Origin of the sequence: Alkalibacillus sp. S2W, from assembly GCF_046764385.1 — a bacterium.
GTDB lineage: Bacteria > Bacillota > Bacilli > Bacillales > Alkalibacillaceae > Alkalibacillus > Alkalibacillus almallahensis.
Genome location: NZ_CP177234.1, coordinates 1,841,058 through 1,866,296, shown reverse-complemented (window position 1 = coordinate 1,866,296; position 25,239 = coordinate 1,841,058). Strand labels below are relative to the sequence as shown.

Here is a 25,239-nt window from a genome sequence, read left to right as displayed (position 1 = left end):
AGCAGTTGACTATGGAAAGTAAATCAAAACCAAAATACAAGCTGATTCTTGATGCTGCTGTTGAAGTGATAGCGGAAAACGGTTATCATCATTCACAAGTATCTAAAATTGCGAAAAAAGCAGGTGTCGCTGATGGAACCATTTATCTTTATTTTAAAAACAAAGAAGACATTCTAGTTTCTTTGTTTGAAGAGAAAATGGGTCAGTTTGTATCAAAAATCAAACACGAAATCGACCAAACCGAGCAAGCTGATCAAAAATTATATAAATTAATCGAAATGCATTTTTCTCAACTGTCCGAAGATCCGAGTTTAGCAATTGTCACGCAGTTAGAATTAAGGCAATCTAACAAAGACTTACGGTTAAAAATTAACGATGTCCTTAAAGGTTATCTAGCACTAATGGATACGATTTTACAAGAAGGAATGGAAGATGGCACTTTTCAAAGTCAATTGAATGTAAAATTAGTACGACAAGTGTTGTTTGGAACTCTAGATGAGGTTGTCACCAATTGGGTGATGAAGGAGCAACGCTATTCGTTAGTAGATCAAGCTGAAGAAGTGCATTATTTAATTTATAATGGACTACGAGATCATAGTTAAAGGGAGCTGATAGGATGGAGCATTTATCGTGGGAACAACGAGGACAAAAAGCTTATGTTACGATTCAAAGTCCTCCTGCTAACGCTTTATCATCAGGTATTTTAAAAGACTTAGAACAAGTCTTAAATGATGTGGAAGCGGATTCATCAATCAAACTAATTGTTTTACAAGGTGAAGGGAAATTCTTCTCAGCAGGAGCCGATATTAAAGAGTTCACTTCTTTTCAAAAACAAGATGATTACCAAAGCTTAGCTGAGAAAGGCCAAGCACTCTTTAATCGTATTGAACAATTTCATATTCCTGTCTTAGCCTCAATCCATGGCGCTGCTTTAGGTGGTGGTTTAGAGCTAGCGATGGCGTGTCACATGCGCATTGCTACTAAAGAAACGAAACTAGGATTACCTGAATTAAACTTAGGAATTATCCCAGGTTTTGCAGGGTCACAACGCTTGCCGAGATATGTTGGGGCACCTAAAGCATATGAAATGATCTTAACAGGTGAACCGATATCCGCAGACGAAGCAGCTCATTATGGCCTAGTTAATCGTGTTGTTGAAGACTCGGAGTTAGAAGAAGCGACTACAAAACTTGCAGACAAAATTGTAGCTAAGAGTGGCCCTTCGATTCATGCGGTTATGAAACTATTACCTTATACTCATACATCTCAATTTAATAGAGGTGTTGATCAAGAAGCAAAAGAATTTGGTAATGTGTTTGGTAATGAAGATGCTCAAGAGGGCGTAGAAGCCTTTATTAACAAGCGTCAACCAAACTTTAAAGATCAATAGATTAAGGGAGGTCATTGTATGAACATTTATGTTCTGATGAAAAAAACATTTGATACAGAGGAAAAAATTCAAATTAGTGGCGGTGCTATTGAAGAAGAGGGTGCGGAATTTATTATTAACCCTTATGATGAATATGCGATTGAAGAAGCCATTAATCTACGAGATGAACACGGCGGTGAAGTAACAGTCGTAACTGTCGGTGATGAAGATTCAGAGCAACAATTACGTACTGCCCTTGCTATGGGTGCAGATCAAGCTGTATTAATTAATACTGAAGATGACGTAGAAGACGGTGATCAATATACAACGTCAACAGTTATCTCAACATATTTGAAAGATAAAGAGGTCGACTTAATTCTAGCTGGTAATGTTGCGATTGACCAAGCAAGTGGCCAAGTAGGTCCGCGTGTGGCTGATCAATTAGATATGCCTTATGTAACAACTATTACGGAGATCTCCGTTGATGGTGAAGAGGTCAATATTGTACGTGATGTTGAAGGTGATGAGGAGAAAGTACAAACTTCACTTCCATTACTTGTTACATGTCAACAAGGTTTAAATGAACCGCGTTACCCATCACTACCAGGGATCATGAAAGCCAAGAAAAAACCTCTTGAAGAGTTAGAGTTAGACGATTTAGATCTTGATGAAGATGACGTTGAAGCGAAAACTGAAACAACGGACGTTTTCCTTCCACCTGAAAAAGAAGCAGGCAAAGTGTTAGAAGGTGAAACAGACGACCAAGTGAAAGAACTCGTGTCGTTATTACGTTCAGAAGCAAAAGTACTTTAATCAAACAGGTGTTGAAAGGAGAATATAATTATGACTACATTTTTAGCGTTTGGCGAAGCAAGAGATGGAGAACTACGTAATCTTTCATTTGAAACGATTGCAGCAGCAAAACAAATTGATGAGAATGCAGAAGTCGTCGGTGTTGTATTAGCCGATCAAAATACAGAGAATTTAGCCAACGACATGATTCAATATGGTGCAGATCGAGCAGTTGTCGTTGAACACGACGATTTAAAAGAATACACATCTGATGCTTATACACAAGCAGCAATGGCTGTAATTGAAGAGGAAGATCCAGATGGCATTGTTATGGGTCATACCTCAGCAGGGAAAGACTTGTCACCTCGTTTAGCGAATAAATTAGACTCTGGACTTGTCTCAGATATCACAAATGTTGATGGCGGAGAGTTTGTTCGACCAATTTATTCAGGTAAGGCATTTGAGAAGAAAACAGTAAAAGACGGCTTAACATTTGTTACAATCCGTCCAAACAATATTCCACCATTTGAAAAAGATGAAAATCGCTCTGGTGATGTTAATACGAAAGAAGTGGATATCAAAGATATACGTACGATCATTAAAGACGTGGTACGTAAAGCATCTGAAGGTGTCGACTTATCAGAAGCGAATATCATTGTTGCAGGTGGACGTGGTGTGAAGAGTGAAGAAGGTTTCGAACCACTTTATGAACTAGCTGATGAGCTTGGTGCAGCAGTTGGTGCATCACGTGGTGCTTGTGATGCTGGTTACTGTGACTATTCACTACAAATTGGACAAACTGGTAAAGTTGTAACACCTGACCTTTATATTGCTGTAGGTATTTCAGGTGCTATCCAACACTTAGCAGGTATGTCCAACTCTAAAGTTATTGTAGCCATTAACAAAGATGCTGAAGCTAATATTTTTAATGTAGCTGACTATGGTATTGTTGGTGACTTATTTGATGTCGTCCCTAAATTAACTGAAGAAATTAAAGCGCTATAAATACAGACTGATTAAACTAAAACCCCCTTATTTCATTAAGCAGAACATTTTTTGCATGGGGGGTTTTTATGTTGTAATAGTAATTAAAGATCCATGATCTTTGAACAAACAAAGTATTGGCAACAGTCAATCAGAGCATGCTATACTGTGTTTGAAATTGATAGTTTATAGGAGGAATTATATATGGCAATTGTAAACGCTACGGATCAAACGTTTTCAGAAGAAACTTCAGAAGGCTTAGTATTGGTTGACTTTTGGGCAGCTTGGTGTGGCCCTTGTAAGATGATCGCACCAGTACTAGAAGAACTTGATTCAGAGAAAAATGATGAAGTGAAAATCGTTAAATTAGATGTTGATGAAAACCAAGAAACAGCTCAAAAATATGGTGTTATGAGTATTCCAACACTAATTATGTTTAAAGATGGCGAACAAGTCGACCAAGCTCACGGCTTCCAACCAAAAGAAGCACTTGAAGAGCTTGTAGAGAAAAACGCATAACTATTAAATAAAGAAAGGGCTGACTCCGTGTGAGTTAGCTCTTTATTTTCACCATAACGATCACTAAAGCGCTCATTATGTCAAATTAAAACGAACCTTTGAGAATCAACCTTGAGGTGTAACGATGAATGAACAAATTAAAGAAAAATTAAAAATCTTGCCTGACAAACCAGGTTGTTATCTAATGAAGAACCATAAGGATGAAGTCATTTATGTAGGCAAATCCAAAATTTTAAAAAACCGAGTTAGGTCTTATTTTACGAGCGCCAATGATCTTAAAACGCAACGTTTAGTCAATGAGATTGATGATTTTGAGTATATTGTAACGGGTTCAGAAATGGAAGCCTTAATTCTTGAAATGAATTTAGTGAAGAAGCATGACCCTAAATACAACATTATGCTAAAAGATGACAAGAGTTATCCATTTCTAAAAATCACTAACGAACGTCATCCACGCCTGATCGTTACAAGAAATGTTAAGAAGGACCAAGGTCGATATTTCGGTCCGTATACGAATGTTTCGGCGGCGCGTGAAACGAAGAAGTTATTAGATCGTCTGTATCCACTCAGAAAATGTAACGTGATGCCAAAACGTGTCTGCCTATATTATCATATTGGTCAGTGTTTAGGCCCTTGTGAACATCCTGTTAGTAAGGAAACGAACCAAGAATTAGTCCAGGAAATCGCGAGTTTTCTTAATGGCGGACATAAAGAAATTAAAAATGATATTAAGCAGAAAATGGAAACAGCCTCAGAACAATTAGACTTTGAGAAGGCCAAAGAATATCGTGATTTAATCGAGCATATTGAAGCTGTTATGGAAAAGCAAACGATGGACCTAACCGATTTAACCGATCGTGATATATTCGGTTATACGTATGACAAAGGCTTTATGTGTGTCCAGGTTTTCTTTGTAAGACAAGGGAAACTAATTGAACGCGATGTATCGATTTTTCCTTTTTATAACGAACCTTCAGAAGCTTTTATTAGCTTTATGGCGAGTTTCTATACGCATTCTAATCATATTAAACCGAAGGAAGTTAATGTGCCAGTCGGTACTGATTATGAGCTGATTCAAGAGTACTTAGATATTAAAGTCAAGACACCGTATCGCGGTCAAAAGAAAAAATTAATTGACTTAGCCCAAGAAAATGCTCAGATTGCGCTTAATGAGAAGTTTTCTTTAATCGAAAAAAATGAAGAACGAACCATTCAAGCGATTGAGTATTTGGGTGAAATATTAGATATTGAAACACCTCATCGTATTGAAGCCATTGATAACTCTAATATTCAAGGAGCTTATCCAGTTTCAGCTTTAGTTGTTTTTGAAGATGGCAAACCGAAAAAGAACGATTATCGGAAATTCAAAATCAAAACAGTTGATCAACCAGATGACTATGAAATGATGCGTGAAGTGATTCGACGTCGTTATAAGCGAGTATTAAAAGAAAATTTACCTTTACCTGATTTATTATTAGTTGATGGAGCAAAAGGACAAATGTCAGCAGCTAAAGATGTCTTGGAAAATGAATTGGGTCTGGATATTCCGCTGTGTGGCCTTGCTAAAAATGACAAACACAAAACAAGTGAATTATTATATGGCGAACCACCTGAACCAGTTTTACTTGATCGTCAAAGTCAGCCATTTTACCTAATTCAACGCATTCAAGAAGAAGTTCATCGATTTGCAATTACATTCCATAGACAAATACGAGGCAAAGGGGCCATTCAATCAACTTTGGATGAGATTGAAGGAATTGGACCAAAACGTAAGCAGTTGTTAATGGAGCATTTTAGGTCTATTGAAGCCATAAAAGAGGCGAATGAAGAAGAGTTTCGCAAGCTAGGAATCCCCCAAACTGTAAGAGAAAGTATTCAACAGTACTTTTATCATAATTCTGATGAACCTAGTACACATTAAGAATGTAAGGTTATTTCACAGGTACAAAACGTGGCAAATTCAGTCATAACTTTCTTGACGCTTTTGCGCGATAGAAGTACAATGAACATGTCATGTATACTAAATTTTGCATAAAGTATTTGAATGCATTTACAGTCACATTTTACAACAAATGAGGGGGGTCACACATGGCGGATAACAAGGAGTTCTTTAATCGCAGGCTACATTCTTTTTTAGGTGTTTTTCCAATTGGTCTATTCTTAATGCAGCACTTAGTTGTTAACCACTTTGCTACATATAGTCCAGAAGCGTTTAACAATGCTGCTCATTTCATGGAAAACTTGCCATTGAGATTATTGCTTGAGTTTGGTTTGATTTATATACCATTACTATTCCACGCAATTTATGGTATTTATATTGCCTTTACTGCTAAAAGCAATTTGAAGCGTTATGGTTATTTCCGTAACTGGATGTTCATGTTGCAACGTGTAACGGGAGTACTCACATTGATCTTTGTGGTATGGCACGTATGGGAAACACGATTAGCTTATGCGATATATGGAACTGAGATTAATTTTGATTTAATGGCCGATATTCTAAGTTCACCATTTATGTTCTGGTTCTATATTATTGGTGTTATTTCAGCCGTTTTCCACTTTGCAAACGGTTTATGGTCATTCTGTGTTACTTGGGGTCTAACTGTCACACCAAAATCACAGAAATTTGTCACATACGTCACATTAGGCGTATTCGTTATTTTCACTTACATGGGAATCGCATCACTTATTTCTTTCGCTTTTTAAGTAACAGATCTAGTTTAATTTAGTTAACGGTAGAAAAGGGAGTGAAACTTCAATATGAGTAATAAAAATATCGTAGTAGTTGGCGGCGGTTTAGCTGGGCTAATGGCTACCATTAAAGCAGCTGAAGCAGGCGTTCACGTCGATTTGATTTCACTTGTTCCTGTTAAACGCTCCCACTCAGTTTGTGCGCAAGGTGGTATTAACGGTGCTGTTAATACGAAAGGTGAGGGTGACTCACCTTGGGAACACTTTGATGACACAGTTTATGGTGGTGACTTCTTAGCAAACCAACCACCTGTGCGAGATATGTGTGAGGCGGCTCCAAGCATTATTCATATGTTAGACCGTATGGGTGTTATGTTTAATCGTACACCCGAAGGTTTATTGGATTTCCGTCGTTTCGGTGGTACGCAACATCACCGTACTGCATTTGCTGGGGCAACAACAGGGCAACAATTATTATACGCACTTGATGAACAAGTTCGTCGTCATGAAGCTAATGGATTAGTTACAAAATATGAAGGCTGGGACTTTTTGGAAGCCATTATTGATGAAGATGGTGTGGCTCGTGGTGTCATTTCACAAAACATCCAATCACATGAAATTCGTGCATTTAAAGCAGATGCTACCATTATGGCAACTGGTGGTCCTGGTATTATCTTTGGTAAATCAACGAACTCAGTTATTAATACGGGTTCAGCTGCGGCTAACTTATATCGCCAAGGAGCTGTTTATGCTAACGGTGAATTTATTCAAATCCACCCAACAGCAATTCCGGGTGATGATAAATTACGTCTGATGTCAGAATCAGCACGTGGTGAAGGTGGCCGTGTTTGGACGTATAAAGATGGTAAACCATGGTATTTCTTAGAGGAGAAATATCCTGCTTATGGTAACCTGGTTCCACGTGATATCGCAACACGTGAAATTTTCGACGTATGTGTAAACCAAAAACTTGGTATTAACGGCGAGAACATGGTTTACTTAGATTTATCACATAAAGATCCAGAAGAATTAGACGTTAAGCTCGGCGGTATCATGGAAATTTACGAGAAATTCGTAGGTGATGATCCTCGAAAAGTACCAATGAAAATATTCCCGGCTGTTCACTATTCAATGGGTGGTTTATGGGTCGATTATGATCAAATGACGAACATCCCAGGTCTGTTTGCAGCTGGTGAATGTGATTATACGATTCACGGTGGTAACCGTCTGGGTGCCAACTCACTGTTATCTTGCATCCATGGTGGTATGGTTGCAGGACCTAATGCAGTGAAGTATATTGATGGTTTAGATGAATTAGCTGAAGATAAATCTCAAGAACTGTTTGATGAGAAAATCAAAGCAGAAGAAGAGAACTTTGAGCGTATTTTAGGTATGACATCTGGTTCTGAAAATGCTTATCAGATTCACCGTGAATTAGGTGAGTGGATGACGGATAATGTAACGGTTGTTCGTGAGAATGAAAGCTTGCTGAAAACTGATGAGAAGATTAGCGAGCTAATGGAACGCGCGAAAGATATTAACATTCATGATACGTCTAGATGGGCTAATCAAACGGCTATGTTTGTGCGCCAATTAGAAGGAATGTTGAACTTAGCGCGTGTGATTACACAAGGTGCTTATAACCGAAATGAAAGTCGCGGAGCTCATTACAAACCAGAATATCCGGATCGTAATGACGAAGAGTGGCTAGTAACAACGAAAGCAACATTTAATCAAGATAAGAATGGACCAGATTTTGATTACGTAGATGTGGATACGTCACTAATTCCACCTCGTAAACGTGACTATTCAAAATCAAAATAAGCTTAAGGGGGTAAAATATATGGCGGAAGATCAAAAAATGATTAAGATGATCATTCAACGTCAGGATGAACCTGAAGCACAACCATATGAAGAGGAATTTGAAATTCCTTATCGTGAAAATATGAACGTCATTTCCGCACTTATGGAAATCCGCCGTAACCCAGTAAATGCTAAAGGAGAAGAAACAACTCCAGTTTATTGGGATATGGGTTGTTTAGAAGAGGTATGTGGCGCTTGTTCTATGGTCATTAATGGAAAAGCCATGCAGTCTTGTACTGCATTAATTGATCAACTAGAACTACCTGTTCGTTTAGAGCCAATGAGAACATTCCCGGTTATGCGTGACTTAGCAGTAGACCGTAGCCAAATGTTCGATTCACTTAAACAAGTGAAAGCATGGGTTCCAATTGATGGTACTTACGATCTTGGAGAAGGTCAACGGATGCCTGAAAGTAAACGTCAATGGGCTTACGAACTATCAAAATGTATGACATGTGGTGTTTGTTTAGAAGCTTGTCCAAATGTGAATGATAACTCAGACTTCATTGGACCTGCAGCACTCTCACAGGTTCGTTTGTTTAATACACATCCAACAGGTGAGTATCATAAAGCTGAACGGATGGAAGCAGTTTTAGATGAAGGTGGCTTACAAGCGTGTGGTAATGCACAAAACTGTGTGGAAGCTTGTCCAAAAGGTATTCCTTTGACAACTTCAATTGCTGCATTAAACCGTGAAGCTACATTACACTCATTCAAGAGCTTCTTTGGTAGTGACCATCACGTCTAAGACTTCATAAAGGGCTGACTAAGTCAGCCCTTTTTTAAAACCTATATTGTCAGAATTTTAAAGTAAATATGGAGGTTATTATGAAAACACCAGGATATATTGAAGATTTTCAACAATGGAAAGAAAGCTTTTCTTTTTACATACCAATTGATATTCGTTTTTCAGAAACTGATATGTTTGGGCATGTCAATAATGTGTCTCCTTTTATATATTTTGAACAAGCTCGTATTGAGTATATGAATAAAATCGGACTGTTTGGCAGTTTAGACGAAAATACGACAAAAATACCTGTCGTAAGTGATCTTCAGTGCGATTATCTTAGCCAGATTTACTTCGGAGAACAAATTAAAGTTTTTGTTAAAACAGCACATATTGGTAACACGTCAATTGATATTCATTATATGGGGATCAATGAAAAAGGTGATATCTGTTTAGCAGGTCGAGGACGTGTTGTACAAATTCATGCAGAGAAACAAAAGCCAGAACCTTTTTCGGAGGATCAATTAGAACGCTTACAAAATGCTGATCAAGTAACAAATTAATAAAACCAAGACAAATGTTGCGAACGCGTCGCTTTAATCTGTCATAAACTATGGTGACTAAACATTTCCTCATGCTAGAAGTAGCTCACTTCTGTATGGAGGAGGGGTTACCACTTGGACACTAGACCATATCAACCTAGTAATTTATTAACAAAACGAGAAAGAGAAGTGTTCGAATTACTTGTAGAAGACAAAACGACAAGGGACATTGCAAATGAATTGTTTATTTCTGAAAAAACAGTCAGAAATCATATTTCCAATACCATTCAAAAATTACAAGTGAAGGGGCGTTCCCAAGCTGTTGTTGAGTTAATTCGGCTTGGTGAAATACAGTTGTAATTGGCCGGCTATTTATTAGCCGGTTTTTTATCTATAAGTTGATTTGTGTTGGTAAAAAAACACTTCTAGACTTTTAGCACCATTGAAAGCAGATTTTTTGTTATACTATGATGAGAAGATTAAATAGTTTATTAATAGAAATGATTGATGAAGCTTATATTTAAATTTTTAAGGAGGAAATCCATTGCATTCAACGAATGATTCGAAAGTGATTGCAGAACTCGAAAAAGACGTTCGTTACATATCTAATATGGTTAAACAACGAGGACGTGAAATTTTAAATCATTATCCAATCACACCTCCTCAATTTATTGCCTTACAGTGGCTTTTAGATTCTGGTGACCTGACAATAGGCGAACTATCGAAAAAAATGTATTTAGCATTTAGTACAACAACGGACTTGGTCGACCGAATGGAGAAAAACGAACTTATCGAAAGAATTCGTGACCCCAAAGATCGACGTGTTGTGCGAATTCATTTACTAAGTAAAGGAAAAGACATTATTGATGAAGTTATTGATAAGCGACAAGAATATTTAAAAGATGTGTTAAACAGTTACTCCCTTGAAGAAGTGGAAACACTACGTCGTTCGATGACTCAATTGTTTGAGGAAATGAAACAACAAGAAGAAAATCAGAAAGAAGACAAGGAGTCGTAAGCGTGAATAGACCAATTGCTGTCATTGATTCGGGCATTGGGGGATTGACTGTTTTGTATGAACTGAACAGACAATTACCTAAAGAACGGTTCATCTATCTAGGTGACACATTGAGATGCCCCTATGGATCTAAATCAGAAGAAGAAGTACGCCATTTCACTTGGGAAATGGTCAACTATTTATTAACATATGATATTAAAATGTTAGTCGTTGCTTGTAATACCGCGACTGCCATTGTACTTGATGAACTGAAAGAACAATTACCCATTCCAGTCATTGGTGTGATCGAACCAGGTGCTCGTGCTGCGATTAAATCGACAGAAACAGAGCGTGTAGCTATTATTGGGACGGAAAATACCATTTCAAGTCAGGCATATGACCATGCACTATTGACTATTAATCCTTCTATTCAAACATTAGGCGTGGCGTGTCCACTTTTTGTCCCTTTAATTGAATCGGGTGATTTAAGAAGTGATGAAGCTTATGCAGTCGTTGAGGAAAGCTTAGCTCCAATTTTAAATGATTCAACGATTGACACCTTAATATTAGGATGTACCCATTATCCGATGCTTCAACCGTTGATCGAGACCGTCTTAAATAATCACATAACGGTGCTATCATCTGCTTTAGAAACTGGCGCTGAAGTTAGTGCGAGTCTAGCATTCTATGAGTTGTTAAATGCTGATATGGAAGGTGAAGAACAAATTCCAATGATTTTAACGACTGGTCACTTGTCGGTGTTAAAACGCATTAAGGATGAATTATTCCATTTTAATAATAGTCAAGTGTATCGAGTGAGTTTATGATGAGGCACATACGAATGATTCGTATGGCCTTATTTTTGTGAATGTCTAGTTTTCGTTGTAAGATGATGCAATTAACGGTAAAATAATTTTGGGTAAGGAATATACTTAAACTTGATGTATGGTATTACTTGTTTTGCCATTCAGTAATAAATGTTAAGGAGGACAATCATGCGAGAAGACGGACGTCAATTAGATCAACTACGAGAGACAACGATCGAGACCAATTTCACGAAGCATCCAGAAGGTTCAGTATTAATTACTGTTGGCGATACGAAAGTGATTTGTAATGCAAGTGTCGAGAAGAAAGTCCCGCCATTTTTAAAAGGTGAAGGAAAAGGGTGGATCACAGCTGAATATGCTATGTTACCGCGCGCGACAGCTCAACGTAACATTCGTGAATCTTCAAAAGGTAAAGTAGCAGGTCGCACAATGGAAATTCAACGATTAATCGGTCGTGCGCTAAGAGCAGTGATTAACTTAGAAAAATTAGGTGAACGTACCATTTGGGTTGATTGTGATGTCATTCAAGCAGATGGTGGCACACGTACCGCAGCCATCACAGGAGCATTCGTCGCAACCACAATGGCCTGTGCTCGTTTAATTGATGAGAATTTAATTGATGAGATGCCTATTACCAACATGCTTGCAGCCACATCAGTTGGTATTGATAATGAAGATCAAGTTCTATTAGATTTATGTTACGAAGAAGATTCCCAAGCTGATGTTGATTTAAATATGGTCATGACTGACGAAGGAAAATTTGTTGAAATCCAAGGAACAGGGGAAGAAGCAACATTCTCACACGACCAGTTAAATGACATGTTAAAACTTGGAACAGACGGCATTACTTCACTCTTTGAATTACAACGAAACGCCTTAGGTGATGACGCTAATTTAATTAAAGGGTAGGGTTAAGATGACTCGAACTATTTATGTTGCAACAACAAACGAAGGTAAAATTAATGAATTTAATGAGATGTTTGCAGAATTAAATTTGAAAGTTAAAAGCTTAAAAGATGAAGTTCCTGAGATGGATGATGTCGAAGAGACAGGTACGACATTTGAGGAAAACGCAGTATTGAAAGCTAAGACTTATGCTGAACGCCATCAAGTACCTGTTTTAGCTGATGACTCAGGGTTAGAAGTGAAAGCATTAAACGGGGAGCCAGGCGTATATTCTGCTCGTTATGCTGGGGAAGCAAAGAATAATGAAGCTAATATTGATAAGGTCCTAACGCGTTTGAATGAGACTACAAACGATACACGTGAAGCATCATTCGTAAGTGTCATAGCTTATGCAGAACCTGGCCAAGAAACAATAACTACTGAAGGTCGATGTCACGGGGTCATAATAGATGAACGACGTGGTCAGCATGGATTTGGTTATGATCCGATTTTTAAACCTAATGGGTACGACCAAACCCTAGCAGAGCTTGGACCAGAGGTGAAAAATCAAATAAGCCATCGACATCATGCACTTGATCAGATGTTAGATCAATTAAAAACCGTTTTGGACTAAATTGTCCAAAACGGTTTTTTATGTGAATGACGATTAAGTTGTGAGTCATTTATCGTTCAGGGATATGGTCATGATTTAAAACCTAAGGTAAACTTTCACAAGCTGCACCATTTCCGTCACGATCTAACCCATGTGGATCGGAGTCAGGACCTCCTGCAGCTTCAAAAAACGCCTGGGCATTATCATGCGTATCGAAGTCTCCACAGTTTTTGTCTTCACCATTCGGGTCATAAGGGCCAGTATAACCAGAACTATCACTGTTTGAGGTATCACCTTCAGAGCTATCATCTTGTTGTTCATTCTCATTAGTCTGCTCATCATGATTAAAACCATCAGATTGAACGTAATTATTTATACTCCAAATACCTCGACCTGCATTTCTGGCATTAGATTCGGCTTGTTCAAACGCACTCATATGTGTATATGGAGGGTCATAGACATATGCCAAGCGAGCAAGTCCTCTTTGTAATAACATTTGATTAAAATTCTTACCATCTACCCAAAGATAAGCTAATAATCGATCGTAATGATCACGTTTTGGACCATCAAATTCTACTTGAACTTGTTTACCTGAAAGTTGATTTCTTGCAAATTCAGATGCTTCAGGGCCATAGGGTTGAACAGGTTTTGATGGATGTTTAGTTTCAGGTGTGTCGACTAGTAATAGTCTGACATCTTCAGTCTTGCCATTTAACTCTATTTCAATTGTATCGCCATCAACAACACGTGTGACAGTTGCTGTCTCCATGTTGGGATTATTGGTTTGATCTGATTGGTCATCGTCATTTGATGAATTTGTCTCACGATCCGAGTTTGATTGTGATGATTCCTCAGATGAGCTACTATCATTTTCTTCTTGAGCATTATTGCTGGAATCAGTTGTTGAATTGTCGTTTTGGCTTTCTTTATCATTATTTTGCTTGTTGTCACTCTGATCTTGCTCGTCATGATCGGCTTGTTGATCGTTGTTATTATTCTGTTCATCTTTCTCGGGTTCATCATCTTCTAAAGATTGTTCACTTTCTTTTTCAGGATTGTCATCATCGGTTTGGTTTTGGGTATCTTTATTAGTATTTTCATCATTTTGGTTTTCGTTGTCTTCTTCTGTATCTGAATTTTCCTCATCATCAGTTTCTTCATTTTGTATATTTTCTTCTTCATTACCGTTTGATTGATTATTAGCTAAAGTACTAGATTCATCCTCGACATTTGGTACGGCTAAAACAAATAAAATGAAGAACGTTAATGTTAATATAGTTGCAGATTTACGATTAGCTATAGGTATGATTTTAAACAAGTTTAAATGTCCCCTGAAAAGGGCGACAAGAGACCCTATAAATAAAGTGAAGAATATAAGTGCTATAAATTCCATTCTTAATACTCCTTATTAATTTAGTAATTTCTGTTTCTCTTTTTGGAATTCCTCATCAGTAAGGATACCGTTGTCCCTTAATTCACCTAATTTTTCTAATTGATCTAATTTGTTATCATAATTTTCAATGTTAATTTTTAAATTCGATTCAGTTGTGGTATTGTTTTGTTCTTTAGGTTTGTTGTTAGGCTTTAGATCAATCTTTCCTCTTAAGGTGCTTATCATCTTATCTGTTTGTTCACCCTTTATAAACCCTTTAAATAAATGCCTGGTTTCCTTATATTTAAAGCTGAGTTCGATTCTATTCTTATTAGGAGATAAAGTGTCGAAATGTTTAATTTGAGTATATTCGAAATATCTTATTAGATTATTAGTTGCGCATGCAAAGACTAGATAGTTTTCAAAAGCTATTAAAATACCCTTAACTTTTTGATTTTCATATTTGCAATCAATGGTATAAAGAGGTTTACCGTATTCTGTTAAGTTATCTTCAGCATATACAAACGTTAGTTGATGGTTTATGTAGGTCATTTTCTCAGCAAAACTAGGTTTATCATTAAACCAAAACTGATAATTTTTCATTTTTTCTTTCTTAGATTGACGTCTCTGTTCTTCTTTGTAGTCAGTTTCTTCTTTAGCTTTTTTCCATCGCTGCTTTGCTTTATTAAATACTGCTTTTGATTTAGTCATCATAATAATAGCCCCCTAATCCTTATAAATAAAAAGACACACTGAATGTAACGTTAGTGTGTCTTACTTATTCTTAGGCGTATTCTTTTCTATAGATTGGTCAAAGTTTATGTAATAAATAATTTTCTTGAACTAATTTTAAAACTACTGCCATTTATTAAGATAATGAATTTATTGCCTTCAATATAGCATAGTTAGTAGAAAAAGAAAACGAAAAGTGAATTAAATATGAACTTAAATAGAGTGTGTTAGTAAACGGGTAGGCTGCTAAGAGTAGGAATCAAAGAATCAAAATTTGGTTTTATAATATAATCCTTTGCACCAAAATTTAAAGCATGATTCATATCATCGTCTTGTCCCATAGAACTACAAATAATAACATTTGCTTTCGGATCCTCTTGTAATATTTCTTTAAGGACATCAAGGCCATTGAGGTCATCCATAACAAGATCTAATATAACGAAATCAGGTAAGTATTGTAGATATTGATTTAAAGCTCTGGCTCCACATGAAGCTTCTGTAATGACTTTATATTGGTTTGATTGATTTAAAATTGAAGCAATCCATCTTCTCATAAACTTTGAATCATCTGCTATTAAGACGGTATTCATTTTTAATCTCTCCTTTAGCATCATTGGCAATTTAGGAAAGGCAGCCCGGCCATCGTAGCTTATGCCTTAGATCCGTGGCTTTGCGTCTTTTACTTTCGTAAAGTTTGCCATAATTAGAATACTACCATATTTAAACAAAATGTTACACATTTCGACAAAAGTTTATCGAGAGAGGTTGAACAATTTAAAAAAGCTCAACTCTTTTAAATTAAAAGAGTTGAGCTTTTTCGTTTAGAGTGTCCCGAGCAGGAATCGAACCTGCGACCGACAGCTTCCGTTATTAGCATCACGCACTATTATAGCGGTGTTTGATTACGTTCAATGAAACGGTCAATTTTCGGTTTTGACCAGTTAAGAAATATTTTACTTAAAATAACGCGATCAGTCAAGCTAGAATAAGTACAAAAATGACGCAGGGCAGCCATTGCCCTACGCCAACTACAAAGCCAACGGTTTAAAAGCGTTTGATAAGTGCGAGGCGCGCCAACACCTTATAAAACCGCATTATCGTACGCCTTTGCCATTCGTCTAAAATAACTTTTTTCTCTCGCCACCTTGTCGATCCGCTAAAACCGACTAGTCCTGCGCCAACGGTTACCACCGTATCATAATAACGCCTGACACTGCTTATGAGTCAATGGTTATGAGCGTTGATGTGACGGTTTTGAACGATAAATATTACGATTATGTTACAATTTTTGACCGTTTGGTAGCCGTCAAACCCTCGACCTTTGAAAATTTGTAAGAAATTGTTGAGCGCCCGACAGCGCGCGAAATATCGCAACGCCCGCGGGGGCTGTCAACGTCAACTAAACACGACAAGACGACCAACCAAAGGCAAGCATACGGCAAGGTCGTACGATACTAACGTAATACTGATCGTGGTTAGTCGGCTTTACTCGAACGTATTCTTTTCCCCATTTCCTTACATACGATTGTCGCACAAAACGGCATAAACTTGTTGACCTTTTATCGAACGCATGGTATTATTTATATATACTAAAAACATTACATACGATTATTGAAGGAAAGGGCGATAAAAATGGCGAACCAAACGGCTAAGAAAGACACGACAGTTAACGTACAACCATTACGTGATGAAAAGGAAATAGCCGAGTTTAAAGAGGCGTTGAAAGTCGAGGGCAAAAAGCCCGGTCAACAAGATCAGTCAGACCGTAACTTGCTACTGTTCACGATTGGCGTTAATACAGGGCTACGCATAGGCGACATTGTTAAATTACGAATTGAGGACGTTAAAGGACAGTCAAGTATCGTTATGAAAGAAGGCAAAACGTCCAAGAAACGCACAGTCTATCTAAACGCGATCATGCCCGACATAGCCGATTATTTAGCCGACAAGCCGAGTGAAGGTTACTTATTTCCGTCAAGGAAGGGCGACAGTCACATTTCTACAACGCAGGCTTATCGCATATTAACAAACGCAGCCAAGTCAATCGGACGTGACGACATTGGTACGCACACGTTACGGAAAACGTTTGGTTATCACTATTATCACCGTACAAAAGACGTTGCAACGTTAATGGAAATCTTTAATCATAACGATCAGCAAACTACAAAACGGTATATCGGTATTCGCGAGGAAGATATAGAAAATAGCTTAAAAGATTTTCGGATTTAATAGCGCACACAAGGACGGTAGCTAATCGCTATCGTTCTTTTTTTTTGCGATCACAGTCGCCAGCCAACGCCACAGACCGCCGCCAGCCAACCGTCAGTCCGCCAAACACCGCACAGAAAACGCTACAGTCGGCTCACAGTCGTTTTGTGTACGTTCATGACTATTATTTATTCGTATGCCGTTAAATATCGCTCACAGTCGATTGTGTGGCTTTGGTTAACGTTAGCCCCCTTGATTTACAGCGTTAAAGTCGCCGTGAACAGTTAGCCTGCCAGCACAGCGCCATATATCGCCAACACACACCGCACAACGCCGTCCACATATAGCCCTATAACGCCATTCAACGCCCTGCATACAGCCATATATGTCAACCAACGTGAAATAACCGTCAAGTAATATCGCTTTACATAAGTTTGATAAACGCCGATTGAACGGCATATAGACGCCCTGATCGCTAATTTTTGCGATTTTACAGCGTAGAATTTGGCGTTAAAGGTTACATAAAGGGCGCACAGCTATACTAGGTAATAGAGGGGTTAATAGAAATTTAACTTTTTTAGTTTATAAGGTTGTATATGACCGCTTTAGTTGTACTAGATAATGGGAGGGTTAACAGATTTTTAAATTTTATGCCGTATTTTTGTTTATAAACGGTGTCACAGCACCATGAAAAGGTAGAGGGGTTAATATCGTTTTAAATTCGTTAGTTTATAAACGCCTCACAGCACTGTTATATAATGAGGCGGTTTTTAATCCGATTTTAATTTTCGTGTTACACAAACGGCGCAAAAATTGGTATCAGAAAGTAGGGTGTGCGTATGTGTACGGATATTGGACGGTGTAATAGCGACAATGATCGGTTGATTACGACATGGACGACATGGGCGGTAAAGAAGTATTGGCGTACCAATAAAACGATAGTAGGCGTTAGAATTAACCATTTCGTTAGCCGATCAGGCTAACATGCAACCTAGGTTTATAAAACAAGGGATGGAAAGGACATGATTTTGATGAGTCAAAGAAAAGTGATTCTAAGTATTAAGATAGCAAACGATTTAATTCAACAAGGTTTTTCAGTTATTGAGGTAAAACCATCAAACAGATATCAAGGTAAAGCAGCTTTCATCTTTAAGGTTACACCTGCGCTTAATGAAGCCTTATTGGAAATATCAAAGCAACGTAAAATTAAACTATAAGGAGAAATATCACTATGACACACAATAATCCATATGAGATTAAAACAGGAGAACACTATATCCCGAGCATGAATGCACTAAACAGGATATACTCCCAACACCCAGATTTTAAACCAGCAACAAAATTAATTTACGAATTATTATTCGATTATTGGAATCCGAAATATGGTTACGCTTTTCCTACTATGCGACAGTTAGAGCGTGATAGCGGGTTAGGTTACTCTACAGTAGAGCAGCAAATAAGAACGTTAATAAAATTAAATCTTATTGAAAAGGAACGATCAGCAAAACACGGAAATAATGTTTACTATGTAAAAAAACCTGTCAACTCACTAGAGCAACTTTATGAAAAATTTCCGGATATACGAGATAAATCAGAAGAGCGTTTACAAAAGATAAAAGATGACGAGGTAGCAGAAAAGGAACGTAGAAACGAAAATCAGACAAGCAACCAAAACAACCAAGACGATCCAAACGATTTTGATCCGTCATGGTTTTAAAGTCTTTCATTCATTTTGACGTGTGTGGACCAATCATTTTGACGTGTGTGAGTCATTCATTTTGATAGGTTATATAACTATACGAAATAAAAGTACTGAAATAAAAATACGGCTCAACGTTTATTAATTAATTAGTCTGATCGTACAAAAGAAATTGAAAATAAAATAACAATACACCCCACACGTCATTTTGATAGGTGGGCAACAACTAACAGAAAAAGGGGGGATAAAATGAAAGAGGACTACACACCTTGGACGAGCGTACAGGTTAAGCAAGTCCGGTTATCATTAGGCTTAACTTTAAAGGAAATGGCGGCACTGATCGGCATGTCAGACGTAAACCTGCATTATATCGAGCAAGGCAAGCACAGCTTAGGCTACGACTATATTGCGATCTTAGAAGACGATTATGGCTTAAGCACACAACGAGTTAATCGGCTAATGCGACAGTATCACGCCGAGCAATCGGCAGAAACCGACAAGGAACGTGCTGCTGCTAAACTCGATAAAATTAAGCTAGGCAAAAAACGGTAAGTGCCTACAAACAGGCGTTTTAAAAAGGGCAACTTTAAAAGTCTGAATATTCTGACTTAAAGCAGGAAACGGAAAGGAGTGGACGGAAATGAACGGAGTAGGCGAAGGCAATGGCAATGACGGTAAGCACAGTAATAACGTCACAGCACTAGCGCTTTACTTGATCGGGCTGGCGATTATACAGCGTACAGATCGGCTTATCGTTAACCGAGAAATACAGCGTGTGATAAACACGCTAGAAAACCGCTTTTTCGGGCAGTAAGTAAGCAACAAAACAAACGGACAAGAAAGGACAGGATAGGACATGAGTAAAAAGCATATGCAACAAACACAAGAACGTGCGAAAGCAAAAAGCGAGCAAATCAACGCGGAAACGAGCAGGCTAATTGAACGTTTAGACAAAATGGCAGGTGATCGCCATGAGTAAGTTTTGCAACCGTTGCGGGCAAGCCAAGCCAATCACGGCATTTTACGGTGCTGAACGGTCACATTGCGCCGATTGCGAGAAAGCGCAAAAACGCGAGTATCACTCGACAATGCAAGCCAAGGCGAAAAAGGCGTTACGCGACAGTAAGACAGTCGCCAACAAAGTCGAGCAAGAGCAAGGCATAGACGTAACTGACAACCTAACGCTTTATGATGTTCTATGGGTGCTTGCCGACAATCAATGCGCCTATTGTGCGCAAGAATTAGCCGAGCAAGAACGCACACTCGATCATATAACGCCCATGCGATATGGCGGCAGTAACACGCTTGATAATATCACATGCGCCTGTTTATCGTGCAATAGATTAAAGTCGGACACGCCGGTTTTATTGCACTATATACAACGTGGCTGTAATACAGAAGAAATCCTAAGCCTTGTTGAGCGTATGGCACTACGGCAAGGCACAACATTCGAGCAAACGTTAAGCCAGCTGAATGAAGACGTAAAGGCGTACTTTCTTAGGCGCGCTGAAAAGGCGGGTGAGCAACTAACAACATGAGTTATTACGAAAAAGCCGAGCAAGAAACAATTTATAACTATGACGTAACAGAAGGCGTATGGCGAGTTTATTCGACTTACCCGCCGCACGTCCGCAAGGTTTTAAACCGTTGTAACGTAAAGCAAACCGAACAAGACGACAGCGGGCTAACCATAAGCGTTACAGCAACCGCCGAACCAAGTCAAATACGACTATATAACGATTAAAAAACGTGGGGCAGGCCGGGGTTTTTTGAGGTTGAACGGCAAAGCAGGGGTATAACCCTCGAAAGCGATAGAAGGTCGAAAAAATCGGGGGCTGATGGGGGTTTTTTGGACGAAAATCTTTTCATTACACGCAATTTTAAATGGGGTTGAGATGGGGCTTTTAACGTACAACCTGCCATGTGCGATAAAAAGAAGGGGGAATAATAATGACATTACAAAATGTAGAGGTACGACCGAAAATTAAACGACAGCACGAGAATCAAGAGGTATTCGAAAAATCCAGCGATATAACCGTGTATAACGTCTACGAGCAGGACTATCAAACGTTGGTAGAAGAAGGTTTAGCGCATTGGTTTGCGGACAAAGCCGACTTTGAGCAACAGAAGGGGGAACGTTAACATGTGGCCATTTAGTAAGGAAGAGAAAGCGGGCGAGGTATCGGACGACACACAAGCAGGTGACGGCAAGGTGATCGCACACGTTGAGGTCAAACGTCATGATCGGCATAACAAGTCAGTCAAAGCCGTTGTTGTGCTGTGTGAAACGGGCGATACGGCACTCAAAGTGGAATTTGAAAGCAACAAGAGCGATTTTAGTGTGTACAACCTAGCGAGTGACGTAATTAAGCAATTTAATAGCGTACACAACTACGTTATTCAAGGCAATATAACGACAAGTGGCGCTGACTTGCCAACGGTGCAGACGGTAAATAAGCGAACAAGGTAAAAAGCAAGCAAGCGAACAAAACGAATTAAACTATTAAAGGGGAAATTTAATATGACAAAAGTATTAGTATTAGAAAACGTAAGTGTAAACGGTAGTAAGTATGGACGTAACCAACTGTATGAGTTATCAGGCAGCGAATTACAAGCTGTACTAGACACACAGCAGGCTATCAAGTTTGAAACGCCTGAGTTAGACCAATACGAGAAACAAGTTGAGCAAGCAATCAATAAGTTTAAGAAAGACGTTCAGAAAATCGAACAATCGGTTGATCCGAGATTTAAAGACGAAGATTTCAAATCGTCCGCTATCGAAGAACTGAAAAACGAACTGAAAGCAAGCGTTGAACAAACGCAATCAGACTATGCCGATTTCTTAGCGAACTTGCGCGATCAAGCTGCGAGTGAAGTCGCCAACGAGGACGTGCGTATCAGCAATAGCGAACGCGAACAAGCGCAGCTGAAAGTTAAGCAGCTATCTAACGAATTGAAGTTAGGCAATAATGACGCGATAGATCAGCTGGCTAATAACGTTGAACACATGACTGAAGATAGAAAGAAAGCGCTGGCGCTCGAATTACCACAACTACTAAACGAGGTTGAAGGCAACGATCAACTCGAAAAGAGAGTTAAAAACGTTTACCAAAGTGCCAAGCCAGCCGAGAGTGAGGCGTCATTATTCTTACGCGGAGTAAATGCTTTATCGAACTCGGTTACACAGGCGTATGATCGGCTGACGTTAATTGATCGCAATTTTAAAGGCGACAACGCGCTGAACGTACACAATGAAAACCGAACGGAAAAACGCTATCACGATTTTAAAGCGCAGTAATAACGTTAAGGGGGGCGATTGTATGACTAATAGCGAATTTAGTTACATTTGCTATTCGACAGAAGAATTGTGCGACTTTATCGAGGCTGTACGACAGCAAGGTGGCGAAGTGACGGACACATTCGCTATGACGAATGGGCAAGGCATATCTGTAAAGTACCGTATGCCAGCGACAACAAAATAGGACTACGGTGGTGCGCTGGTAGGTGCGATACTACCAACACCGCCATACTTCTATAATTAGTTTTTTGGAAAATAAAGAATTAGAAGGGTTTTATTGTTACAATATAGTTAATTAAATTCACTAGAAAGGACGAATGTAAATGGGCTTATTTAATGGTTTAAAAGAAATATTTAAAGGTTCTGCTAACAAAGAGCGTAAACATAGTGAACAGAAAACAACCAAAACATCAATTAAAGGATATGATACATATGACATTGATCCAATTTATAAAAAGGAATTACCTAATGGGTTATTACCAGGCGAAGTAATTTTAATAGAATGGATCTCAGGTAAAACATATGAGGCAAACATGCCAGGTTATTTCGAGTATAATTATGGCTTACAGGTAAATAGGTCTTTAAATAAACTTATAAGAGAAGGTTATGTAGAAGAAGTCACCCCTGCAGAATCACTCTCAACGTTAAAAGTTCCTGAATTAAAAGAGGTTTTAAAATCAAAACAGCTAAAAGTATCCGGGAAAAAAGACAATTTAATAGAAAGAGTCAAAGAAAATTTTTCAACAAATGAAATCAGCAATTTAGTTGAAAGCAATATACTAAAAGCATCTACTAAAGGTGAAGATGTCTTAAACGAATATTATTATATTGTACCAGCACATAGAAATGATTCAAAAGATGGTGTGTATAACGTTGCTAATGCTATTAGACATGTTAAGGGGTTGAACTATAAACCAAATAACGGAGATATAAGTTGGGCGTTATTTCAAGCATCTTTTTCCAAAAACATAAAAGAGTTAAAGTATGGATTAATGCGAAATGATCTACATAATATGGCGAAACAATTAAGAAAAGAAGAGAGGTATTCACATGCTTTATTTAACTACTTTAGAGTATTTATTTATGATACAAGCGGATTAAACAATGGTCGTGGAGTGCATCATCCAAAAATTATGATGTATGACATACCCTCTGCAAGAGAAATTAAAAAGTTAAAGGATTTACTAGAATTAAATGAAGATGATTTTCGGAATGAATTTAGTAATGCCTGGGACAAAACAGTTATTGGTTTAGAATTTCACTACTTAACAGAAACAGAGTGCTATGAGTGTATTATTGCATTATTTAATGAGCATGAACAGTATGTAAAGGAAGTATTGTATAACGCATATAATCAGATTATTAAAAATATAGACGAAAAAACCTTTGAAAAGAATTATAATCTATATTATCCGAAAGATTTCGATAAGCAATTAGATTGATTAATGTTGCGAGAACGCCTTAAGGAGAAACGATTAGCTTAGGAAAGGCGTACTTAGTATCACTAACTTGAGAAATCAGCCCCTGTCTTTTTAGTATACATAAGTTAGAATGATTGTTAATCAAGAAGAGCAGTCGTTTACGTGTAAATGGCGTTATATTGTCGTAAATTTACGGTCAGCATACCGATTGACTGATCGGAAGGTATTGCGTGACTCAAAATCACGTTCCTTCATAGGCGTTGATTGATCGGGCAGCCTGCGTGGTTGTCCGATTTTTTATGCAGGAAATTTATGCTAAACTATGTAAAATGAATTTTAAATGATGTTCTTCAACTAACGCCCTCTTTAGTAGAAGAAGCAAGCTTAAAAATATCTTACTATTTAAATTATTGGAGGAAAATTATATGTGCGATCTAAGTTATGAAGAGAAAAACAATCTATCAAAGTTTATAGTTGATGGTGCCCCTAGTGAATGGTTATCGTTTGCTGAAGAATTAATGGAGTCAGCGGAAGTTTTATGGAAACAAAATGATGGTTCAATAAGATTTGAAGCTAATTTTGATGAAATTGAAGTCTTTGATTCAAGAGAAGTATCAGGTATATCAAGACCATATTTTTTGTTGGTTGGTTTTGCTATAGAGAATTTGTTAAAAGGGTTAATAGTTTTTGATGACCCTACAACAATTACAAGTGGAAAGATTAAAAGAATTAAAACACATAAAATCACTAACCTCATTAAAGAAATAGGTGAGATAAACTTTTCTGAAGAGGAATTAGAAATATGCAAAAAAATAGAAGAAGCTATTCCTTATTGGGGTAGATATCCCATCCCTTTGGAAGCTGCAAATATTACTCCAGATATAGGCATAACTCCTGAAGCAAGAGAAGTTATAAAAGTTATGTATAGTCGTCTAGCATCGTCCTTATATCAAAAGGTAAAAGATGGTTGGGAATCTGGAACAGGAGAATATTCAGAATTATACATGCCTAAATATGAGTGAATTTATAACAATTAAAACTCTATCAAATGAATGTATTAAGGTTTAGGTCTTCTGCCAACGCAAGCAATATATTTCTTCTAATACTGCTTTTTTCATTAAATTAAGCGATTAAGACCTGCGATTATGGCAATTTTCTTCAACTAAAAGCGGTAATTTAGCAAGCGAATACATAAGCTGGGTGAGTTTAACGACTTGTCCAGCTTTTTTACGCAGAGGAACGTGTAAGGTATTGAATATTATCAGTTTAGGATCAAACACTAAACTGAGGTGAAATACATGAAAAAACTAATTGTTATTCTTATTATCATGATGTTTTTAGCAGGCTATGAACCACCATTATTATCACAAACCAAAAATGAAGCAGATACTGAAATATGTGAAACCTTTAAATATGCACTAATAAATAGCTTGCGAGAACCAATTGATAAAGCAATACATGAAATTTATAAAGATGATGAAAATGCACCAAAAAACCTTATGTGGGCTCCATATAATACAGAAATATTAAAAATTAGGCAGTTGCACGGTGTTGGTGGATCATATGAAATTAAAATGGAAATAAGCCCTTATTATCGTGCCCACATTACTTATGGTGAAGATATTGTTGTAGTAAGTACAGATGGTACGTTAATTAGTTATGAACATTTAAAAACGTATCCAAGAGTAGATTTTAACTAGCTG

At 37.8% G+C, this 25,239-nt stretch carries 32 protein-coding genes and 1 riboswitch; of the genes, 29 read left to right on the top strand and 3 right to left on the bottom strand.

Annotated elements, in window-relative coordinates:
* The first annotated feature begins 11 nt into the window (after nucleotides 1-11).
* The 15 genes from ACKXGF_RS10060 (at nucleotide 12) to ACKXGF_RS09990 (ending at nucleotide 12,827) form a co-directional block, all read left to right on the top strand.
* Nucleotides 12-602, top strand: coding sequence for a TetR/AcrR family transcriptional regulator (locus ACKXGF_RS10060; protein ID WP_411953607.1), 591 nt, complete (start codon nucleotides 12-14; stop codon nucleotides 600-602).
* Nucleotides 603-616: 14 nt separating this feature from the next.
* The gene (locus tag ACKXGF_RS10055; RefSeq protein WP_411953606.1) at nucleotides 617-1,390 is read left to right on the top strand and encodes an enoyl-CoA hydratase; all 774 of its coding nucleotides are present in this window, start codon (nucleotides 617-619) and stop codon (nucleotides 1,388-1,390) included.
* 18 nt (nucleotides 1,391-1,408) lie between these two features.
* Complete coding sequence (locus ACKXGF_RS10050; protein WP_411953605.1) at nucleotides 1,409-2,182, top strand: electron transfer flavoprotein subunit beta/FixA family protein; 774 nt, start codon at nucleotides 1,409-1,411, stop codon at nucleotides 2,180-2,182.
* Nucleotides 2,183-2,212: 30 nt separating this feature from the next.
* On the top strand, nucleotides 2,213-3,166 hold the full coding sequence (locus tag ACKXGF_RS10045) for an electron transfer flavoprotein subunit alpha/FixB family protein (protein ID WP_411953604.1): 954 nt from the start codon (nucleotides 2,213-2,215) through the stop codon (nucleotides 3,164-3,166).
* A 183-nt stretch (nucleotides 3,167-3,349) separates the two neighbouring features.
* Nucleotides 3,350-3,664, top strand: coding sequence for a thioredoxin (gene trxA, locus ACKXGF_RS10040; RefSeq protein WP_167260711.1), 315 nt, complete (start codon nucleotides 3,350-3,352; stop codon nucleotides 3,662-3,664).
* 124 nt (nucleotides 3,665-3,788) lie between these two features.
* Nucleotides 3,789-5,585, top strand: coding sequence for an excinuclease ABC subunit UvrC (uvrC, locus tag ACKXGF_RS10035; protein WP_411953603.1), 1,797 nt, complete (start codon nucleotides 3,789-3,791; stop codon nucleotides 5,583-5,585).
* A gap of 167 nt (nucleotides 5,586-5,752) precedes the next feature.
* Nucleotides 5,753-6,367, top strand: a complete 615-nt coding sequence (locus ACKXGF_RS10030) for a succinate dehydrogenase cytochrome b558 subunit (protein WP_411953602.1) — start codon at nucleotides 5,753-5,755, stop codon at nucleotides 6,365-6,367.
* 54 nt (nucleotides 6,368-6,421) lie between these two features.
* Nucleotides 6,422-8,176, top strand: a complete 1,755-nt coding sequence (gene sdhA, locus ACKXGF_RS10025) for a succinate dehydrogenase flavoprotein subunit (RefSeq protein WP_411953601.1) — start codon at nucleotides 6,422-6,424, stop codon at nucleotides 8,174-8,176.
* 19 nt (nucleotides 8,177-8,195) lie between these two features.
* A complete protein-coding gene (sdhB, locus tag ACKXGF_RS10020) occupies nucleotides 8,196-8,963 on the top strand; it encodes a succinate dehydrogenase iron-sulfur subunit (protein WP_411953600.1) in 768 nt (255 codons plus the stop codon).
* Nucleotides 8,964-9,043: 80 nt separating this feature from the next.
* Nucleotides 9,044-9,505, top strand: a complete 462-nt coding sequence (locus ACKXGF_RS10015; protein ID WP_411953599.1) for an acyl-CoA thioesterase — start codon at nucleotides 9,044-9,046, stop codon at nucleotides 9,503-9,505.
* 114 nt (nucleotides 9,506-9,619) lie between these two features.
* A complete protein-coding gene (locus ACKXGF_RS10010) occupies nucleotides 9,620-9,844 on the top strand; it encodes a helix-turn-helix domain-containing protein (protein ID WP_167260721.1) in 225 nt (74 codons plus the stop codon).
* Nucleotides 9,845-10,028: 184 nt separating this feature from the next.
* A complete protein-coding gene (locus tag ACKXGF_RS10005; protein ID WP_411953598.1) occupies nucleotides 10,029-10,502 on the top strand; it encodes a MarR family winged helix-turn-helix transcriptional regulator in 474 nt (157 codons plus the stop codon).
* A 2-nt stretch (nucleotides 10,503-10,504) separates the two neighbouring features.
* Nucleotides 10,505-11,308 (top strand): glutamate racemase, encoded by an 804-nt coding sequence (gene racE / locus ACKXGF_RS10000; RefSeq protein WP_411953597.1) that lies wholly within the window; start codon nucleotides 10,505-10,507, stop codon nucleotides 11,306-11,308.
* Nucleotides 11,309-11,476: 168 nt separating this feature from the next.
* A complete protein-coding gene (gene rph / locus ACKXGF_RS09995) occupies nucleotides 11,477-12,217 on the top strand; it encodes a ribonuclease PH (RefSeq protein WP_411953596.1) in 741 nt (246 codons plus the stop codon).
* A gap of 7 nt (nucleotides 12,218-12,224) precedes the next feature.
* Complete coding sequence (locus ACKXGF_RS09990; RefSeq protein WP_411953595.1) at nucleotides 12,225-12,827, top strand: XTP/dITP diphosphatase; 603 nt, start codon at nucleotides 12,225-12,227, stop codon at nucleotides 12,825-12,827.
* An 82-nt stretch (nucleotides 12,828-12,909) separates the two neighbouring features.
* On the opposite strand, the gene ACKXGF_RS09985 is transcribed toward ACKXGF_RS09990, so the two are convergent.
* From ACKXGF_RS09985 to ACKXGF_RS09975, 3 genes are all read right to left on the bottom strand, one after another.
* A complete protein-coding gene (locus ACKXGF_RS09985; RefSeq protein WP_411953594.1) occupies nucleotides 12,910-14,124 on the bottom strand; it encodes a thermonuclease family protein in 1,215 nt (404 codons plus the stop codon).
* Between the two features lie 90 nt (nucleotides 14,125-14,214).
* A complete protein-coding gene (locus ACKXGF_RS09980; RefSeq protein ID WP_411953593.1) occupies nucleotides 14,215-14,892 on the bottom strand; it encodes an SHOCT domain-containing protein in 678 nt (225 codons plus the stop codon).
* A gap of 245 nt (nucleotides 14,893-15,137) precedes the next feature.
* On the bottom strand, nucleotides 15,138-15,500 hold the full coding sequence (locus ACKXGF_RS09975) for a response regulator (RefSeq protein WP_411953592.1): 363 nt from the start codon (nucleotides 15,498-15,500) through the stop codon (nucleotides 15,138-15,140).
* Between the two features lie 36 nt (nucleotides 15,501-15,536).
* A riboswitch (cyclic di-GMP riboswitch) is annotated at nucleotides 15,537-15,619 on the bottom strand.
* 923 nt (nucleotides 15,620-16,542) lie between these two features.
* Here ACKXGF_RS09975 and ACKXGF_RS09970 point away from each other — a divergent pair.
* From ACKXGF_RS09970 to ACKXGF_RS09905, 14 genes are all read left to right on the top strand, one after another.
* Complete coding sequence (locus tag ACKXGF_RS09970; protein WP_411953591.1) at nucleotides 16,543-17,139, top strand: tyrosine-type recombinase/integrase; 597 nt, start codon at nucleotides 16,543-16,545, stop codon at nucleotides 17,137-17,139.
* Nucleotides 17,140-18,149: 1,010 nt separating this feature from the next.
* Nucleotides 18,150-18,335 (top strand): hypothetical protein, encoded by a 186-nt coding sequence (locus tag ACKXGF_RS09965; RefSeq protein ID WP_411953590.1) that lies wholly within the window; start codon nucleotides 18,150-18,152, stop codon nucleotides 18,333-18,335.
* A gap of 14 nt (nucleotides 18,336-18,349) precedes the next feature.
* Entirely contained in the window at nucleotides 18,350-18,835 is a 486-nt protein-coding gene (locus tag ACKXGF_RS09960) for a helix-turn-helix domain-containing protein (RefSeq protein WP_411953589.1), read from the top strand.
* A 231-nt stretch (nucleotides 18,836-19,066) separates the two neighbouring features.
* Nucleotides 19,067-19,369 (top strand): helix-turn-helix domain-containing protein, encoded by a 303-nt coding sequence (locus tag ACKXGF_RS09955; RefSeq protein WP_411953588.1) that lies wholly within the window; start codon nucleotides 19,067-19,069, stop codon nucleotides 19,367-19,369.
* An 88-nt stretch (nucleotides 19,370-19,457) separates the two neighbouring features.
* Nucleotides 19,458-19,631 carry a hypothetical protein gene (locus tag ACKXGF_RS09950; protein ID WP_411953587.1) on the top strand — a complete coding sequence of 58 codons (174 nt, stop codon included), beginning with the start codon at nucleotides 19,458-19,460 and terminating at the stop codon, nucleotides 19,629-19,631.
* A 42-nt stretch (nucleotides 19,632-19,673) separates the two neighbouring features.
* Nucleotides 19,674-19,796, top strand: a complete 123-nt coding sequence (locus tag ACKXGF_RS09945) for a hypothetical protein (RefSeq protein WP_411953586.1) — start codon at nucleotides 19,674-19,676, stop codon at nucleotides 19,794-19,796.
* Complete coding sequence (locus tag ACKXGF_RS09940) at nucleotides 19,789-20,355, top strand: HNH endonuclease (RefSeq protein ID WP_411953585.1); 567 nt, start codon at nucleotides 19,789-19,791, stop codon at nucleotides 20,353-20,355. Before ACKXGF_RS09945 ends, ACKXGF_RS09940 begins: the two co-directional genes overlap by 8 nt.
* Before the next feature lie 412 nt (nucleotides 20,356-20,767).
* Nucleotides 20,768-20,959, top strand: coding sequence for a hypothetical protein (locus ACKXGF_RS09935; protein WP_411953584.1), 192 nt, complete (start codon nucleotides 20,768-20,770; stop codon nucleotides 20,957-20,959).
* A gap of 1 nt (nucleotide 20,960) precedes the next feature.
* Nucleotides 20,961-21,287, top strand: coding sequence for a hypothetical protein (locus ACKXGF_RS09930; RefSeq protein WP_411953583.1), 327 nt, complete (start codon nucleotides 20,961-20,963; stop codon nucleotides 21,285-21,287).
* 51 nt (nucleotides 21,288-21,338) lie between these two features.
* Nucleotides 21,339-22,115, top strand: a complete 777-nt coding sequence (locus ACKXGF_RS09925) for a hypothetical protein (RefSeq protein ID WP_411953582.1) — start codon at nucleotides 21,339-21,341, stop codon at nucleotides 22,113-22,115.
* A 22-nt stretch (nucleotides 22,116-22,137) separates the two neighbouring features.
* Nucleotides 22,138-22,299, top strand: coding sequence for a hypothetical protein (locus tag ACKXGF_RS09920; RefSeq protein WP_411953581.1), 162 nt, complete (start codon nucleotides 22,138-22,140; stop codon nucleotides 22,297-22,299).
* Nucleotides 22,300-22,438: 139 nt separating this feature from the next.
* Nucleotides 22,439-23,557: an SAP domain-containing protein gene (locus tag ACKXGF_RS09915; RefSeq protein ID WP_411953580.1), complete on the top strand. Its 1,119-nt coding sequence runs from the start codon at nucleotides 22,439-22,441 to the stop codon at nucleotides 23,555-23,557.
* 404 nt (nucleotides 23,558-23,961) lie between these two features.
* Nucleotides 23,962-24,558, top strand: a complete 597-nt coding sequence (locus ACKXGF_RS09910; protein ID WP_411953579.1) for a hypothetical protein — start codon at nucleotides 23,962-23,964, stop codon at nucleotides 24,556-24,558.
* 276 nt (nucleotides 24,559-24,834) lie between these two features.
* On the top strand, nucleotides 24,835-25,236 hold the full coding sequence (locus ACKXGF_RS09905) for a DUF3888 domain-containing protein (RefSeq protein WP_411953578.1): 402 nt from the start codon (nucleotides 24,835-24,837) through the stop codon (nucleotides 25,234-25,236).
* Nucleotides 25,237-25,239 lie beyond the last annotated feature (3 nt).